Here is a 15094-nt window from a genome sequence, read left to right on the forward strand (position 1 = left end):
CCACGATGAGGTTAGCTGTGGGAACCCGAGGCGATGGCTGATCATCGGGCGAATTTGCGGGGATGTGCGGTCAGAAATTCTGCCAGCCATCCGCGGCCGGTGCCGCAGCGAGGCTCGTTCGTTGGCCGCCGCGTAAGGCGCGGGCGATGGCGTTCAGGCGTGACGGCTGCGCGCGATCTTCGATGTGGCGGTTTGCGTCGACGACCTGGGCCTGCTCGCCGTAGCGGAACTGGCGGAGCAGTTCGTGCAGCGCTTCCGCCTCGCGGGCCATGGCGTGGCTGGCCGCCGTGCTTTCCTCGACCATGGCGGCGTTCTGTTGGGTCGCCTGGTCCATTGAGTTGACCGCCTGGTTGATCTCCTTGAGACCGGTCGACTGTTCGCGAGCGGCTTCGACGATCGCCGAGACGTTGGCGTTGATCTCCTGAACCTGGACGAGGATTTCCTCGCGAACTGCCCTAACTTAGCGGCTCTCCGCCCACCGAGGAGCGTTGAGGGTGCCTGCGCAGGCTCATGCAGTTAAGCGAATTGGAGGCGCTGTAACTGAAGAATGCGCGTTTGCTCGCTGCGGCGGCAACGGCCCGTAAGTCACGACAGCTTCCCTCGCCCGTTCCTGAATGGTTGTCTAAGTCTCAAGACAAACTTCTTTGCAGATCGAGGAGCATCGCCAGTTGCCCGTTCAGTATTTTCGCCTTGGCAACGTCGATCCCAAACCATTCAGCTTTGTCCACTTCTGGAAATGAGGCGATACGGCCAGATTTCGGCGGCCACTCCATCTCAAATTTCCCGCCCGTAATCGCCGTCGTGTCTATCTTCTCCGCCATGCTGACCGACCAGGCGAACACGACCTTGCCGCTTGGCTGCCGATACTCTCCGAGCCATACGAAGTCGCCTTCTATTCGTACGCCGAGTTCTTCCTCAGTTTCGCGGATCGCCGCCGCCAAAGGCTCCTCGTTCTGCTCGATCAGTCCTTTGGGTATGGACCATGTGCCGCCGTCTCTTTTTACCCAAAATGGCCCTCCGGGGTGGGCCAATAAAACTTCCAGATCTTTCCCTTTTCCATGATGTAACAACAGACCGGCGCTCCTTGGTGGCAATACTTTTCTCCCTTGGCTCACGGGTTCTGCTGCCGGCTTGCTGGGCTTGCCATGGTTCACCTGTGTAAATCCTCCTGACACGCCAACCGGCTGAGTGGAATTGAACCATGGCCAGTTCTTTCTCCCGATGAACAATCGCCTTGACGACCACTCTTAGCGTATCGCGCGCTGAGCGAAGCCTGCGTATTTGTACCCGGGCACTCTTCTCGTGGTCCAATAATGCCATGATCGCTCGGACATGTCCGCATCGGCACGGCTAGGGCGGCGATCACCGACCTGCCTGGTCACTCGCCCTGCCGGGCGTAGCGCTGAATACGGCGCTCAACGGTCGCGGCATTGTTCTTTCGGAAATGGATCAGCCGAGACTCAGTCAAAACCAGCCAGCCTGGATACCTCTTTCGACAACGTCGCTCAGCAACAACCTCAGGGTTGTCTTAACGTATTTGCGGCACCGACGGCAATCGTTGGTCCTGTAACCTCGATCTTGTTTGTCACTCCACCGACGCCAGCGAGCGCGTGCGCGACATTCTCTGCAGCGACGCTCTGATCGAGGTTGTCGACCGTACCCACAAGCGTCACCCAGCCCCCCTCCACCTTTATCTGCACAGTGTCGCTTGGGACAATTGCGTTGCATGCCAGTGCATTGACCATCCGTCTGGCAATCTCCTCGTCTGTGGTGCGAGTAACGCCTAAGGGGCGGACTTCAACTTCCTCTGCAATCCCCCTAACGCCCCTGACCTTGCAAACGAGACTTTCCAGCAGTGCCTTCTGCTCGGATGAGAAAACGCATCCGGTCAATGTCACAATCCCGTCCTCCACGGCAACACCGATATGCGAGCCGTCGATAGCGGATTCAAAGTCAAGCTCGTCAATGATTTCCTGCCGCAACACTGTGTCGCTAATCATGGCGCAAACCTTTCGATTCCATCGGGACCATCGCCCTATCTTGCGCAGTCTTGTCTCGCCCGGCATTGACGGCCATCAATCTTGCGTGCGAGCGTCTCGTTCAATTCGACGGAAGATGCTCGGCTACGTCGAGCAATGAGCCACGTCATAATCTATCGCTACTCGTAGCTTTCGGGTGCCACTTTCCGTCCGCCAGCGCGGAGCAAATTCGGCGGCAGGAATGGTGTTATCCTTGATACCCGTCAATGCAGAAATTGCCCACCGTGGCAGACTGAAAGCAGACGGGAGGATTCGATGGCACATCTCAAAAGCAGCCACGTTGAACATCGAGGCTACAGCTTCGAACTGATTCACTACGGCGCGGGTTGGCGCCTGCATATAATGCCAGGCCCGCGCCTTCCTTCAACGAACCCAGACCATGTCCTGGCCGACACTGTGGAGGATGCATTGACCAAAGCAAGAGCGATCGTCGATCATCACTTCCAAGGCAGAGGTTGAAGGCGTCTGCCCCATTCAGTGCGTCGTTGCATAGATCGGCATGGGGCTGGCCGGTTGGGAGAATATGCTGTTGGCTGCAGGGCTCTATTTGCTGCCGCCAGGCGAACAAAAGGCGGCGCTTTCGACGATGGAACCAGTAGGTTCGACCGACCAATTCGTCGAACCTCACTCCGGTAGAATGGTTCGTCGTCTCCCAAACCGTCCGGGCATGATGCACCGTTCGTTCGTGCCGTTCATGGACCGACCCACGGTGGATCTCGATCCCCAGGCGCCGAAAACCTTATGGGATCACATGCCTGCAACGCCGCCCATGTTGTCCTGCCGCTTCATCGATGAAATTGAGGAGCTTTTGCGACCGCGAGACCTTCATGACCCGGGACACGATTTTGGCGCCAGCTACACCTTGACCCAGAGGCCCGGCTCGCTTGGCCTCGTCATCGATATTGTTGTTCTCGCGACGCTCTTGCGATGTCGATAGCGATTGTCGCGCGTCTGTGGCTACGACCATTAATTTAGGGCCGTCAATCGGTGAAACACTGCTTGGAGGAGAATAATGGGTAGCATGCCGGCGAAACGACCGAATACAGCGCGGCAAGTCTCCGGCAGCGTGTTCGGTATATCCTGCTGTTGAGGCGCTGCCTTGAGCAACGGGGGTGATCGAAACGGCCAGGAGGCAAACGGACGGCAGGAAATGCCGCTTCCGGAAGCGGCATTTCGTTTCGTAGAAGATGGGCAGAGTGGCCTTACCATAGCAGTTGGCTGGCTTTCCGGGGTACTTGTTCTTGGCGTATTCATCACATTCGCCCTTCATTTCGCCGACGTGGCCATCTTCCTTTCAATCGTTAAAGGCGCCGCCCCGATCTGGCTGGGAGCAGCGGCTGTCTGTCAGTGCGGCACGTATGCTTTTGCCGCAGCGGTTTGGTTCAGAGTGCTATGCCGGGCAGACGTAAAGCAGCCCTTCTTAGGTCTCTTCAGACTTGCAGTCGTTCAACTCTTCGCCAATCAGGCCCTTCCTTCTGGCGGGCTAAGTGGCGCAGCGATCGTGGCGCGTGGTCTGCTCCGTCGGCGTGTTTCCCCATCCCTTGTCACGACAGCTATCCTTGTCGATAGCTTTACCTACTACTCCAGCTACTTGCTCGTCGCCCTAGTCGCCTTTGCAATCGTGTCGAGCAGCGGGGAGCTTGCTGCGGCCTGGCTACGTCTCACAGCAGCGTTCATAGCTGCTCTTTTGATATTCTTAGGCGCTGCCTTTCTATTGATCAGGCGGCAAAGCCGCATCATCCCAAACGCCGCCCTCAGTTGGGCTCCTGCCGCAAAGCTGTCGGCAATCCTTCGAAGTGCCCGCACGGATCTGCTTCGAGACGTGGAGCTTGTAAGTGAAGGCATTTGCTTGCAGACCGGAATTTTCCTGCTCGATGCGGCCTCTCTTTGGATCGCGGCCCGTTCGGTCGGGATAGACGTCGATTTCGTTGCAGCATTCTCAGCCTTCGTACTGGCCTCAGTCGTGGCGACTCTTTCGCCAGTCCCGCTTGGACTTGGCACCTTCGAAGGAACATGCACGGCATTGCTCCATATCATGGGCAGCAGTATCGAAGGCAGTCTTGCCGCGACGCTTATTTTTCGTGGCTTTACGCTTTGGTTGCCGATGTTGCCCGGGATTTTGTTAATCCGTAAGGAAACAAATACCCCGATCGATAGTGTTGCGGAAAGCGATGATCGCGGTCCATCGCCCTGATCCGCCGTCACGCCGAATGCTCGGATGATGGCAATTTTTGCTCCGGCCTGCGTTAATAGCTGCCGTTAAGACACTACGGTTCGCAATCGTTTTGCCACAGACGGGCGTAAACGCCGCCAGCGTCAAGCAATTCACCATGCGTCCCGCCTTCAACTGTCCGTCAATCGGCAAGAACTACCAGGCGATCGAGATCGCGCAATCTCAAGCCCATATTTTAGTCGAGGCCCGTTCCCCACCTGCGATGCAGGAAACGCTCCCAGGGCGCAAACAGAATTCGATCTGCAAGCAGGCCGATCAAGACGATCACCATCATGGCTCCGATCACCTGATCCATTGCATTCAGCTCACGTCCATAGTGAAGCAACTGGCCAAGACCGAAACCGGTCAGTATTGTCACGAAGATCTCGGCGGCCATCAATGAGCGCCACGCAAAGGCCCACCCCTGCTTCATGCCGCTGACAAGAAAAGGCAGGGATGCTGGCAGCAGGACCGTCATCCACAAATGCAATCCCTTTGAGCCCATGGTCCGCGCAGCCTTTGCATAGATCGGCGGGATGGTTCGAGCTCCGTGGTTGGTCGCGATTATCACCGACCAGACCGTGCCCATTACGACGACGAACAGCATCGCACTCTCGGTCTGTCCGAACCAGAGCACGGCGAAGGGCACCCAGCACACGCTCGGCAAGGTCTGTAGGCCAAGTGCCAGTGAACCAACCGTGTCCTCCATAGCCTTCGACGAACTTGTAAGAACGCCGAGCGGGAGACCAATTGCCGCTCCGATCACATACCCAAGCAGCAGCCGTCGGAGCGTAACGCGGATTGCTTCAAGGAGCGTACCATCGCTCATTGCGCCCCAGAGATATCGGGCAACGTTTACGGCGGAAGGGAATAGAACTGGTGACCACCAGCCAGTATCGGCCGCCAGCTCCCAAATCAGGAGCAGCCCGGCAAAGAATGCCGTCACGAACGCCGCTCGCCTCATTCCGGTTCTCCGCCTCCCATTGTGCCGCGGAGCGCATCGGCAACCGCTGCCGCGTGTGCCACCAACTCGGCATTGTAAATGCTGCGAGGGCGCGACAGCGGGATGTCAAAACTTCGCACGATTGTTCCGGGGGCACTCGACATCAGCAAGATGCGATCGCCTAGGCACGTTGCTTCGCGCATGTTGTGCGTCACGAACACCACCGTCTTGCGACTGTCAGCCCAGATCTTCTGGACGTCGTCGTAAAGGTGCTCCCGCGTCATTGCGTCGAGCGCGCCAAATGGCTCGTCCATCAAGAGCACTTGCGGATCAGGCGCCAATGCACGCGCAAGCGCGACGCGCTGCTTCATGCCACCCGACAGTTCGTGGACGTGCGCCTTTGCAAACTTTTCCAGTCCTACCAGCGATAGGTAGTGATGCGCGATGTCCCGGCGCTCGTCCCCACGAAGCTCTGGGCAAAGTCTCAAGCCGAACATCACGTTGCCAAACACGTTCAGCCAAGGGAAAAGGGACGGTTCCTGAAACACGACCAACCGCTCTCGGCCGGGACCTGCGACCTCCTGACCGTCCGCAAACACGTGACCGGCATCTGGTCGCGTCAGCCCAGCGATGATGTCGAGAAGCGTCGACTTGCCGCAGCCGCTCGGGCCAACGACGCAAACGATCTGACCGGCTGCAACCTGCATCGATACGTCGGCTAGCGCGTGCACGCTGGCACGAGACGTTCGAAACCATTTCGAGACGGTTTGAACATCGAGCTTGCTCGTCGCAAGACTGCAATGCTGCGTGTCTGCTGCAACAAAAGGCGCGCGGATGATCATGGCAGTTCGACCAGCTGAGAAAGATCCGGGACCGCATCCAGGAAGCCGACACGTTGTGCTTTGGCCACATATTCCTGCAAAGCGGAAAGCGCGATATCGCTGGTAACCGATATGCGCGGCCATGCCCGAGATGTAAGCTCCGGGGACATCGTTACCCGAAAATCCGCTTTCAGCTCTTCGCGGACCATAGCCTGGGCTTCCTCGGGATGACGGCTGATCCATTCTCCGAGTTCGCGATGGGCCTGAACAAATCGATGCACGAGATCGCGATGTTGCTCAAGAAACCCAACCCTTGAGATGAGCACCGTCGTGATCGCCTGCCTTTCCTCAATCAGCACCTTGCCAGCCGCTTCCAGCTCGAGACGTGAAACCCACGGCTCGACTGTCCAAACAGCATCGAGTTGTCGGGTTTTGAAAAGAGACAACTGCTCCGGGTTTGAAGTCGGCACCACATAGGCGTCCCCACCTGCCTGTGTAATTCGCAAGCCTCCATCTCGCAGCCAAGCTCGGGCTGCGACGTCCTGAGTATTCCCGAACTGAGGTGTCCCGATCCGTCTCCCGCGGAAATCTTTCGGAGCGGCGAGCCTTTCTTCCGGTTGCACGACAAGCGCAGAGCCACCGTTCACGGCGCCTGCCACGATACGGATCTCAGCTCCACCAGAACGCGCATAGGCATTGATTGCCGGGTTCGGTCCGACGTAGGCTAGATCCAGACTGCCGGCAAAGATTGCCTCCATGGCGCTCGGGCCGGCATTGTAAGCATACCATTCGATAACGACGCCCGGTCCTAAGCGATCGGCGAACCAGCTTCGTCCGCGATGTTCAAAGCTTCTGGCCACCAGCGCCTGAACGTGCGTTATGTTCGGGAAATGACCGATGCGGATGGTCACACTCGTTGCGTTGCTCACGGTTGATTCAGCCGCCCAAAAGCCTGTTGCGATCGCCATCGCGAGAATCTGCCTTCGTTTCAGCCGTCTGATAATCATTTGATGAATCCTGGCCTTGAGAAAGCGGAATTTCTTATCGGGCCCCTTCCCTTTCCCATCGGCGTCTCTCAGTGGCGCACGCCTTCCTTTCGCAAAATGGATTATGCGAAGCGCCATCCAAGTCATACTGCCAGCTTTTGGAGGTTTGGCATTGATCCTGCGCAACGTTCAGCGAGCTGGCTGCCTGCCTCGGATCGATCGGATGAGCGTGTGGTTACACTCCAACGGCGGCAAGCGGCGGAGAGCCCTCCCCGCTCCTCATTCGGGTTTACGGCACAATGACGGCGGCCCCGTTCAATCTGCCGCGGCGCAGATCATCGAGGGCTTCGTTCGCTCTTTCGAGGGGATAGACGACGGTGTGGGTCGTCACTTGGGCTTTTTGAGCCACGGGAAAGAACTCACAGGCATCCGCCCGCGTCAAGTTCGCGACCGAAACGATCTCGCGTTCACCCCAGAGAACAGAATAGGACATTCGAGGAATATCGCTCATATGTATGCCGCCACACACCACGCGCCCTCCCTTGCGCACTGCGCGCAGTGCCGTCGGAACGAGCTCGCCCGCTGGCGCAAAGATGATGGCGGCGTCAAGTACCGTTTCCAAGGTCGCCTCCGATCCACCGGCCCAGTTTGCGCCGAGACTGATTGCGAAGCGCTGGGCCGAAATGTCACCAGTTCGGGTGAACGCATAGATTTCGCGACCCTGCCATATCGCGATCTGGGTAATGATGTGGGCCGCAGCCCCAAACCCAAAAAGGCCGATGCGCTTTGCATCGCCTGTCTTCTTAAGCGACCGCCAGCCAATAAGGCCAGCGCATAAAAGCGGCGCGACAGCCACGGGATCGTCCGCAAACTCAAGCCTGAAGGAAAATCGCTGGTCGGCGACGACGTGGCTGGCAAACCCGCCATCGCGGGTAAACCCCGTGAACAGCGGCATGTCGCAAAGGTTTTCTCGGCCGGCACGGCAATAGGGGCAATGACCGCAAGTAAAGCCCAGCCACGGCACGCCAACACGGCTTCCAATAATACTTCGATCAACGTTGTCGCCGACGGCATCGACCATCCCGACGATTTCATGGCCAGGGATCAGGGGGAGTTTCGGATGATCGAGTTCTCCGTCGACGACGTGGAGGTCGGTGCGACAGACGGCACAGGCTTCCACGCGTATTCGGATTTCGCCAGGGCCCGGGCGCGGGTCGGCAAGGGTCTTGAGAACGAGAGGCGTCCCAGGCTTTTCAAGTACCATCGCCTTCATCACGCACCTCAACTGAATTCAAGTCAGGCCAAGACCTCCTGGCGACATTCCGGGCAAGGTCGTATATTCCTGCTCATTCCCGTGGCGCAGAAAGCATAAGCGGGCTCGTCAGGGTTACAATCTGGCGGTGCTCTTCTGAATCCACGATTTCAATACCACTGAGCCCATCGATCTCTTCGCGGATTGCAATGCTGGAGGGTTTGTGAATGAGATGATCCAATCCCTCCATAGCAATCTCCAGCAGATCGCCCTTGGGATCGAAGGTGATGCCGAGTAACGGGACAGATTTCGTCTGTATCTGGTCACCCAGTCGAAGGCCGGTAATCTCGACCTGCGCCCGCTTCCCGCGAAGGGCCTTTGCCATGCTATCAAAAAAAAACCTCCACTCGGACCGATCCAAGATGCGACTGGTCATGTTCATCACTCCCTTTTCATCAATGGCCGGGGTATGGGCAAGCTAGGCACCCCAGCCGGTCAAATCGCTGCTTCACGGCGCCAGGCTATGCCATGCGTGGTCTGTTCCTGGCGCGGGTATCCTGGCGAGAATCAGATGCGTGATTGAATGGCTCGCGACAAATGTCCTGTGGCATGGCCCGGCAAAAGGTGCCTCAGGGCATTAGCATCACTCCACCAACGGTTTGCAGCAAAAATGCCGTTTCACGATTCTCAGACGGACTCACACGCTCGGGTCGACAACTGCTCGGCGTCCCAAGGATTGATGCAATCCTAAACCATCTCAGGTACCTCGGCTTTGTCGGCGATCAAATCGCCTGACCTAAACCGGTCCGCCTGGCAACCAGCCTTCACCGTAGTTCGCAAACACATCCTCGCGCCTGCAGAGCTCCCCTGCCGGCGCCATTACCGCTGCCGCACCGGCGGCAACGCCGAAGCGAAATGCATCTTCCATTGACCCACCTGCCTCAAGGAACCATACAAGTCCACCAATGAAGCTGTCTCCGGCGCCCACCGTGGATTTGGCGACGACATGCTTCGTTGGCACGCGCAAGGTGCCGAAATCGCCTGCGAGTAATGCACCCTCGCGGCCGAGGGTGACTGCGACGAATTGCGAGGCACCGTCCCTTACCAATGCGGACGCCGTCTTTGCGACGCCACCCTCGTCCAGTCGGCAGCCCGCAAGAACCTCAAGCTCCTCAAGGCTCGGCTTGATGAGGAAGACTGGAGCCTTGCCCAGTGTGTCACACAACGTCTTTCCAGGGCAATCAAGGATGACCTTGGTCCCCTTTTTGCCTGCACATCTGGCAATCTCGGCGTAGACGTCGGCGGGCGCGTTACGCGGGAGGCTGCCGCTTGCAACCAGATAGTTTCCCTGGAATTCGTCAACGACCTGCAAGACTGCACGAACGTCGCCTGCAGCAATTTCGGGACCTTCCGGCACAAAACGATACTCAAGCCCGGTTTCTTCTTCATGCACCATAAAGGCGATGCGGGTGGATCCCGTTATTTTTACAGAGTGGATGCGGATGGCCGTTGCAGCGAGAGCATCATTGAGTATCGCACCCGTCGCGCCACCTTGCAGAACCACCAGTTCTGCGCTACCGCCCAGCGTTGCGATGACCGCTGCGACATTGACACCACCGCCGCCTGGACGCTGTTGCACATTGCGTGTGCGCACCTTGATGGTCGGGTGAATGCGCGTTGCATGGCTCGAAACATCGACGGTGGGGTTGAGTGCGATCGCGAGAACGGCCATCGTTTCACCGGTGAGGGCGTGAAATTTTGCAATCGGCCTCGTTGATGACGCGCAGTTCATTTCTCACGCCCCCGATCCCGCATACGGTTTCTGCGGCAACACGAGCAGCCAGGCGTTTGACGCCGCTTTCGACACTGCCGCACAGTGCAACGACACCGCCCTCCACCCTGACGTCGACAGTGCCTGCATCAAGATTGAGATCGGATAGGAGGCGCGCCATTACTGCACGCCTGATGGCTTCGTCACCGGTGGCAAACCGCTCGGGCTTGGAAGAAAGGACAACCTCGAGAATGTCGCGACGGCTCACGATCCCAAGCAGGCGGCCCCGTTGGACAACGGGAACACGCTTGATTGCGTGCGTGGCCATCAGCGCTGCGATCTGGTCCACGGATGCGTCCGCTTCTACCGTAACCGGGTTTTTGGTCATGACGTCTCCGACGCGCCAACTGTGCGTCTTGATATAAGTTTCGGGACCCTGTCGAAGACGGTTGCCCGTCTCTTTAAGCGTTGACGATCCCAACTCCGAGCGGCGTAGCAAATCCCCCTCGGACAGGATACCGACGATGTTTCCTTCGTCGTTGCAGACGGGCAAGCCGCTAACCCGATTGTCGAGCATCAGTCGTGCGGCATGTCGCACACTATGTTCGGGGCTCAGGGTTATGACCCTTCTGGTCATGATGTCCGAAGCATGCATCTGCGACCCCGTAAGAAAATCTCGATCTGCGCAATATATCTCAACGGCTGGCATCGGAGATTGACGCCGATCAAGGAACGCCGAACCCTTTTGATCTTCAGCAAATGCAGCAGCTAGCTTTGATCGCCATCAAAGACGAGGATGGCAGGCTCCGATAGGGTTGAAACGGAGTTTCCCGGCCGTTTGGGCGTCATGCTCAGCCACCGGGACTGGGTCAGCAACTGGAGCGATGCCCATGCAACGAGCAAATCTGCATCAATCGAGCGCGCCTTTTTGGTTCGTTCTCTCCCCATTACCCTCGATCGAAATGATGGGCTCCGTGTGGTCGCTCTGGCATATGCAGGCGGGGTCCATCGAGGCCACCCTTCGTTATCAGATTGAGGCGTTGAAGTTCTTGCAAAGCCGTCTCCACAGCGACTTGTGCCTGTTGGAAGATTGTCAATCGCCCGATCACCAAAACGATCTGTTCGATATATGGTGCACCTACTGGCAAGACGCATTGTTGGACTACAACAGCGCAGGCGCGCGCTTTGCAGATATAGGCTCGGCCATCATACGCAAGGCGGCAAGGCGACTTCACGATGACGAGAAACGTCTGGTCGAAAACACGGCTGCACAGGTGGTACTCTAGATGCTGACGACCTTACCATCGGAGCGAACCAAAGCCTTGCAGGTTGCCGCCGTCTTTTTGTTGCTGCTCGGAGATCAAAGCAGCGCGGCCGATCTTGCGCACGGTCGCGCCATCGCCAATCGATGGTGCAGTGAATGTCACGTGACAGGCCCCGGACAGCAACGCGGATCAGACAATGTTCCCACATTCTCCGAAATGAAAAAATCGGGCAAACTGGATGCTGCCCGCTTGTCGGCATTCCTGTCGGCGCCTCAGCATTCACGGATGCCCGATCTCTCGCTAACACGCGCCGAAATTTCTGACCTGGCCGCCTATATCAAGTCGCAGGGACACTAGGGCCGAAAACCAAGCGAGTGGCGCGTGCTCTGCGCACGCCACTCTGGCGTAAACCGGTGACCGAAGGTGGGGCTAGCCAACAGTCCTCGATTGGCTTGACGCTTTCCTGCGGAAGCGGTCTGCTTCGACTGATGCCGGTCTTCCTTCAGGTTTGAAGCGATACGCCAAGATCTTGATGATAACTTTGATTTCGATCACGGCCGGGTGTGGGGCCGATGGCGGTGGTGACTGCCATTGACGCTTGTTCGGTGGGCGAGCATAATTTCCCCGCCTGGTTGCAACTACGACATCGGTGCGATGCGAAGCTTGGTCATTTCAGCCACAGATAGCGACAACACTAAGCGAGCGAGTGACGCGCCCGTGCGCGCACTTTTTGGTTGTGACCTCTGGAGCCAGCCACTAGGGGATCTCTATATTGCCTTGCAGACCTCTGCCGACGGCCTGAGCACCGCTGAAGCCACCGCTCGAATGTCACAGCAAGGGCCGAACCTCATCGACGAGCCGCGACGCCAACGTTTGATCCTCGGCCTGCTGCGTCGTTTCGCCGATCCACTCGTGCTTATTCTGCTGTTGGCCGCATCGATTGCGGCGCTGACGCATGAGGGGGCCAGCTTCTTCATTATATCGACGATCGTCATCCTGTCGGTGCTTATCGACTTTGTCCAGGAACATCGCGCCGAGGCCGCGGCCGCGGCGTTGCGCCAGCGCGTGGCGCTCAGCGTCCGCGTTGTAAGGGATGGACGCGCCCAGGACTTGCCCGCTGCCGATCTGGTGACCGGCGATGTCGTCCTGCTTTCCGCCGGCAATCTGGTGCCAGCTGACTGCCGACTGACCGAAGAACAAGATTTGTTCGTCAACGAGGCGCTGCTGACCGGGGAACCCTACCCGGTCGAGAAGAACGCGAACGGCTCGTCGACAGGTGAAGTGAACACGGACACACGGGACGACGGCGTGTTCATGGGTAGTTCTGTCATCAGCGGTTCGGCACGTGGTCTGGTTGTCGCAACTGGGCGAGCCACGCGCCTCGGCGCCATCGCCGGCGCGCTGAGCAAAGAGCCGCCGGCGACCGCCTTCACGCTCGGCACTCGGAGCTTCGGCATGCTGGTCGTCCGGCTCACCGTGCTCCTGGTACTATTTGTTCTCCTGGTCAACCTGCTCTTCCAACGGGCACTGATCGAGTCCTTCCTTTTTGCCCTGGCGCTGGCCGTCGGTCTCACACCGGAACTCTTACCGATGGTCATTTCGGTGACCCTTGCGCGCGGCGCCGTCCGCATGTCGCGCGAGCAGGTGATCGTCAAGCGCCTATCGGCGATCCACGATCTCGGCAGCATGGACACCCTGTGCAGCGACAAGACCGGGACACTAACAGAAGCTCGTATCAAGCTCGTCCGTGAGGTTGACATCGAGGGCGGCGAAAGCAACGATGTCCTGCAATGGGCCTACGTTAATGCCGTCTTCGAGACCGGCCTAAAGAGCCCCCTTGATGATGCCATCCTCGATTCAGCGCTGATTGACCCTGCCGGCTGGCGCAAGATCGACGAGGTGCCCTTCGATTTCGAAAGGCGACGTGTTTCGATCCTCGCCGAGCACGACGGACGTCGATTCCTAGTGGTCAAGGGCGCTCCAGAAGACGTGATCGGACATGCATCGACCTATCGGGTCGCCGGAAGCGACGTTGTCAGGCCGCTCGATGACGGCGCCCGCGAAACGGCACGCGCTACCCTCGAGCGGCTCGGAGATGAGGGTTTCCGCCTCTTGGGCGTCGGGTGGCGCGAGGTCGAGCCAGAGCGCGATCATGCCGGCATTGCTGACGAGAGCGAACTAACCTTCGCGGGGTTCGCAGCCTTCCTCGATCCGCCGAAGGAGAGCGCGCGCCAGGCGTTGCAGGCACTCTCAGGCCTCGGCGTAACGATCAAGATCGTCACCGGCGATAACGAACGGGTGACACGGCATGTGTGTGCCGCGCTGGACATTTCAGTTGCAGCCGTTATCAACGGGCCCGAGCTCGCCAACCTGACTGATGAGGCACTCTCGGCGCGTCTCCCCGGCACCACTTTATTCTGCCGCGTCACCCCACCGCAGAAAGCACGCATCATTCGGGCTCTGCACCGCAGGGGACATGTCGTCGGCTACCTCGGCGACGGCATCAACGACGCGCCGTCGCTGCAGGCGGCAGACGTCGGTCTGTCTGTCGACGGAGCGGTCGACGTCGCCAAGGACGCGGCCGCCATGATCCTCCTCAAGCACGACCTCAACGTATTGGTCGAGGGCGTACGCGAGGGACGGCGAACCTTCGCCAATATCATGAAATACGTGATGATGGGGACGAGTTCGAACTTTGGGAACATGTTCTCGATGGCGGGAGCGGTAATCGTCCTGCCCTTCCTGCCCATGCTGCCGGTGCAGATCCTTCTCAACAATCTGCTCTACGATGCCTCCGAAATCGCCATCCCGCTCGATAGCGTGGACGAAGCGATGATCGCGCAACCGCGCCACTGGGACATGAATTTCGTGCGCAATTTCATGCTTGTTCTGGGGCCTGTGAGCTCCTTGTTCGACTTTCTGACTTTCGGACTGCTGCTGTGGGTCTTCCAGGCGAGCGAAGCCTTGTTCCAGACAGGATGGTTCGTGGAATCGCTTATGACCCAGGTGTTGGTGATATTCGTCATCCGCACGCAAGCGCGACCGTGGCAGAGTTGGCCACATCCGGCCCTTGCCGCAAGCTCGCTCGGAATCGTGATACTGGCGCTGGCTTTACCGTTCTCGCCGTTCGCAGCCTGGTTCGGCTTCGTGCCGCTCCCAGCTCACGTGGTACTGACGCTTGCGGCACTGACCACCATTTACCTGATTCTGGCCGAGCAGGTGAAGCGGCAGTTCCTGTCGCGGGTTGGTCAGTCATTCGCTTCCTAACGTGTGATCTTACGCTTCCTCAACGAGGCCAGCTGAGAACGTCTTCTTTAACCTGCCTCCTGGGCCTTGTCTTGGCCCGGCTTGTTCTGACGATCAGCGCCCGAGGCTGGCAACATAGCACACGCCGCCACCGTCCTTGAACGTGATCAGGCGTCGGCCGGCCGCTTTAGGATGTGTAGAGGCTTCCCGCGGCTTGAGAAGCTCAGGGCGATGACCTGCAAAATTCTCTCCTCGTAACTGGTGGTGGTCAGGTCGAACGCAATGTCAGGGTCGCGGCAGATTTTTGTGCCGTAGATATCGCAGTGCGGTTCTGATCGTGAAACATGCCGCGCCGCCGCCAATGGGCGAATACGCAACCGAGTCGGTCGAAAAAGCGAGGCACATATCAACAGCCGCAGTATTTCGTTCCACGTTGAGGCAACTGCGCCGAGCCGGCGTGGGGGCGAAGATCGGCGAACGTGCGCGAATTCCGATGTCACGCTGGAGGGGCCGAACACTGGATCCGACGAGCGGCGGGTTCATGCTATCGAAGTTGGTC

General features: G+C 58.5%; 15 protein-coding genes and 1 pseudogene. 6 read left to right on the forward strand and 10 right to left on the reverse strand.

Features of this window, described 5'->3' with window-relative positions; genetic code table 11:
• Positions 1-70: 70 nt before the first annotated feature.
• From JVX98_RS31015 to JVX98_RS31025, 3 genes and pseudogenes are all read right to left on the reverse strand, one after another.
• Positions 71-445, reverse strand: a pseudogene (locus JVX98_RS31015) (chemotaxis protein); the annotation flags it as partial.
• A gap of 184 nt (positions 446-629) precedes the next feature.
• A complete protein-coding gene (locus tag JVX98_RS31020; RefSeq protein ID WP_192449235.1) occupies positions 630-1094 on the reverse strand; it encodes an NUDIX domain-containing protein in 465 nt (154 codons plus the stop codon).
• Positions 1095-1517: 423 nt separating this feature from the next.
• Positions 1518-2000, reverse strand: a complete 483-nt coding sequence (locus JVX98_RS31025; RefSeq protein WP_205239659.1) for a BON domain-containing protein — start codon at positions 1998-2000, stop codon at positions 1518-1520.
• A gap of 294 nt (positions 2001-2294) precedes the next feature.
• Here JVX98_RS31025 and JVX98_RS31030 point away from each other — a divergent pair, with 294 nt between their 5' ends.
• The 3 genes from JVX98_RS31030 to JVX98_RS31040 all read left to right on the forward strand — a co-directional run bounded on the left by JVX98_RS31030 (position 2295) and on the right by JVX98_RS31040 (position 4233).
• The gene (locus JVX98_RS31030) at positions 2295-2498 is read left to right on the forward strand and encodes a hypothetical protein (protein ID WP_205239660.1); all 204 of its coding nucleotides are present in this window, start codon (positions 2295-2297) and stop codon (positions 2496-2498) included.
• Between the two features lie 70 nt (positions 2499-2568).
• Positions 2569-2976, forward strand: a complete 408-nt coding sequence (locus JVX98_RS31035; RefSeq protein ID WP_205239661.1) for a hypothetical protein — start codon at positions 2569-2571, stop codon at positions 2974-2976.
• Positions 2977-3189: 213 nt separating this feature from the next.
• Positions 3190-4233, forward strand: a complete 1044-nt coding sequence (locus JVX98_RS31040; RefSeq protein WP_205239662.1) for a lysylphosphatidylglycerol synthase transmembrane domain-containing protein — start codon at positions 3190-3192, stop codon at positions 4231-4233.
• Positions 4234-4447: 214 nt separating this feature from the next.
• Here the strand turns inward: JVX98_RS31040 and JVX98_RS31045 are convergent, their stop codons facing one another.
• The 7 genes from JVX98_RS31045 to JVX98_RS31075 all read right to left on the reverse strand — a co-directional run bounded on the left by JVX98_RS31045 (position 4448) and on the right by JVX98_RS31075 (position 10679).
• Positions 4448-5215, reverse strand: a complete 768-nt coding sequence (locus JVX98_RS31045) for an ABC transporter permease (RefSeq protein ID WP_192448507.1) — start codon at positions 5213-5215, stop codon at positions 4448-4450.
• Positions 5212-6036 carry an ABC transporter ATP-binding protein gene (locus JVX98_RS31050; protein WP_192448508.1) on the reverse strand — a complete coding sequence of 275 codons (825 nt, stop codon included), beginning with the start codon at positions 6034-6036 and terminating at the stop codon, positions 5212-5214. Before JVX98_RS31050 ends, JVX98_RS31045 begins: the two co-directional genes overlap by 4 nt.
• Complete coding sequence (locus JVX98_RS31055; protein ID WP_205239663.1) at positions 6033-7022, reverse strand: ABC transporter substrate-binding protein; 990 nt, start codon at positions 7020-7022, stop codon at positions 6033-6035. The genes JVX98_RS31050 and JVX98_RS31055 overlap by 4 nt, the downstream gene beginning before the upstream one ends.
• Positions 7023-7290: 268 nt before the next feature.
• Positions 7291-8274 carry a zinc-dependent alcohol dehydrogenase family protein gene (locus tag JVX98_RS31060; RefSeq protein WP_205239664.1) on the reverse strand — a complete coding sequence of 328 codons (984 nt, stop codon included), beginning with the start codon at positions 8272-8274 and terminating at the stop codon, positions 7291-7293.
• A gap of 73 nt (positions 8275-8347) precedes the next feature.
• The gene (locus tag JVX98_RS31065) at positions 8348-8689 is read right to left on the reverse strand and encodes a DUF5335 family protein (RefSeq protein ID WP_192448511.1); all 342 of its coding nucleotides are present in this window, start codon (positions 8687-8689) and stop codon (positions 8348-8350) included.
• Positions 8690-9049: 360 nt separating this feature from the next.
• On the reverse strand, positions 9050-9985 hold the full coding sequence (locus tag JVX98_RS31070; protein WP_205239665.1) for a 1-phosphofructokinase family hexose kinase: 936 nt from the start codon (positions 9983-9985) through the stop codon (positions 9050-9052).
• A gap of 4 nt (positions 9986-9989) precedes the next feature.
• Positions 9990-10679: a CBS domain-containing protein gene (locus JVX98_RS31075; RefSeq protein ID WP_192448513.1), complete on the reverse strand. Its 690-nt coding sequence runs from the start codon at positions 10677-10679 to the stop codon at positions 9990-9992.
• 235 nt (positions 10680-10914) lie between these two features.
• Here JVX98_RS31075 and JVX98_RS31080 point away from each other — a divergent pair, with 235 nt between their 5' ends.
• The 3 genes from JVX98_RS31080 to mgtA all read left to right on the forward strand — a co-directional run bounded on the left by JVX98_RS31080 (position 10915) and on the right by mgtA (position 14556).
• Entirely contained in the window at positions 10915-11310 is a 396-nt protein-coding gene (locus JVX98_RS31080) for a hypothetical protein (protein WP_246765084.1), read from the forward strand.
• The gene (locus JVX98_RS31085; protein WP_205239666.1) at positions 11311-11646 is read left to right on the forward strand and encodes a cytochrome c; all 336 of its coding nucleotides are present in this window, start codon (positions 11311-11313) and stop codon (positions 11644-11646) included.
• Between the two features lie 360 nt (positions 11647-12006).
• Positions 12007-14556: a magnesium-translocating P-type ATPase gene (gene mgtA, locus JVX98_RS31090; protein WP_246765136.1), complete on the forward strand. Its 2550-nt coding sequence runs from the start codon at positions 12007-12009 to the stop codon at positions 14554-14556.
• Positions 14557-15094: the final 538 nt, after the last annotated feature.

The sequence above is a fragment of the Ensifer sp. PDNC004 genome (assembly GCF_016919405.1).
In the GTDB taxonomy this organism is placed as follows: domain Bacteria; phylum Pseudomonadota; class Alphaproteobacteria; order Rhizobiales; family Rhizobiaceae; genus Ensifer.

Bases quoted from the DNA above. Each gene is read 5' to 3' on its own strand.
- JVX98_RS31025 (WP_205239659.1), bottom strand. From the start codon at position 2,000: ATGATTAGCGACACAGTGTTGCGGCAGGAAATCATTGACGAGCTTGAC.
- JVX98_RS31030 (WP_205239660.1), top strand. From the start codon at position 2,295: ATGGCACATCTCAAAAGCAGCCACGTTGAACATCGAGGCTACAGCTTC.
- JVX98_RS31040 (WP_205239662.1), top strand. From the start codon at position 3,190: ATGCCGCTTCCGGAAGCGGCATTTCGTTTCGTAGAAGATGGGCAGAGT.
- JVX98_RS31045 (WP_192448507.1), bottom strand. From the start codon at position 5,215: ATGAGGCGAGCGGCGTTCGTGACGGCATTCTTTGCCGGGCTGCTCCTG.
- JVX98_RS31050 (WP_192448508.1), bottom strand. From the start codon at position 6,036: ATGATCATCCGCGCGCCTTTTGTTGCAGCAGACACGCAGCATTGCAGT.
- JVX98_RS31055 (WP_205239663.1), bottom strand. From the start codon at position 7,022: ATGATTATCAGACGGCTGAAACGAAGGCAGATTCTCGCGATGGCGATC.
- JVX98_RS31060 (WP_205239664.1), bottom strand. From the start codon at position 8,274: ATGAAGGCGATGGTACTTGAAAAGCCTGGGACGCCTCTCGTTCTCAAG.
- JVX98_RS31065 (WP_192448511.1), bottom strand. From the start codon at position 8,689: ATGACCAGTCGCATCTTGGATCGGTCCGAGTGGAGGTTTTTTTTTGAT.
- JVX98_RS31070 (WP_205239665.1), bottom strand. From the start codon at position 9,985: ATGGCCGTTCTCGCGATCGCACTCAACCCCACCGTCGATGTTTCGAGC.
- JVX98_RS31075 (WP_192448513.1), bottom strand. From the start codon at position 10,679: ATGCATGCTTCGGACATCATGACCAGAAGGGTCATAACCCTGAGCCCC.
- JVX98_RS31080 (WP_246765084.1), top strand. From the start codon at position 10,915: ATGCAACGAGCAAATCTGCATCAATCGAGCGCGCCTTTTTGGTTCGTT.
- JVX98_RS31085 (WP_205239666.1), top strand. From the start codon at position 11,311: ATGCTGACGACCTTACCATCGGAGCGAACCAAAGCCTTGCAGGTTGCC.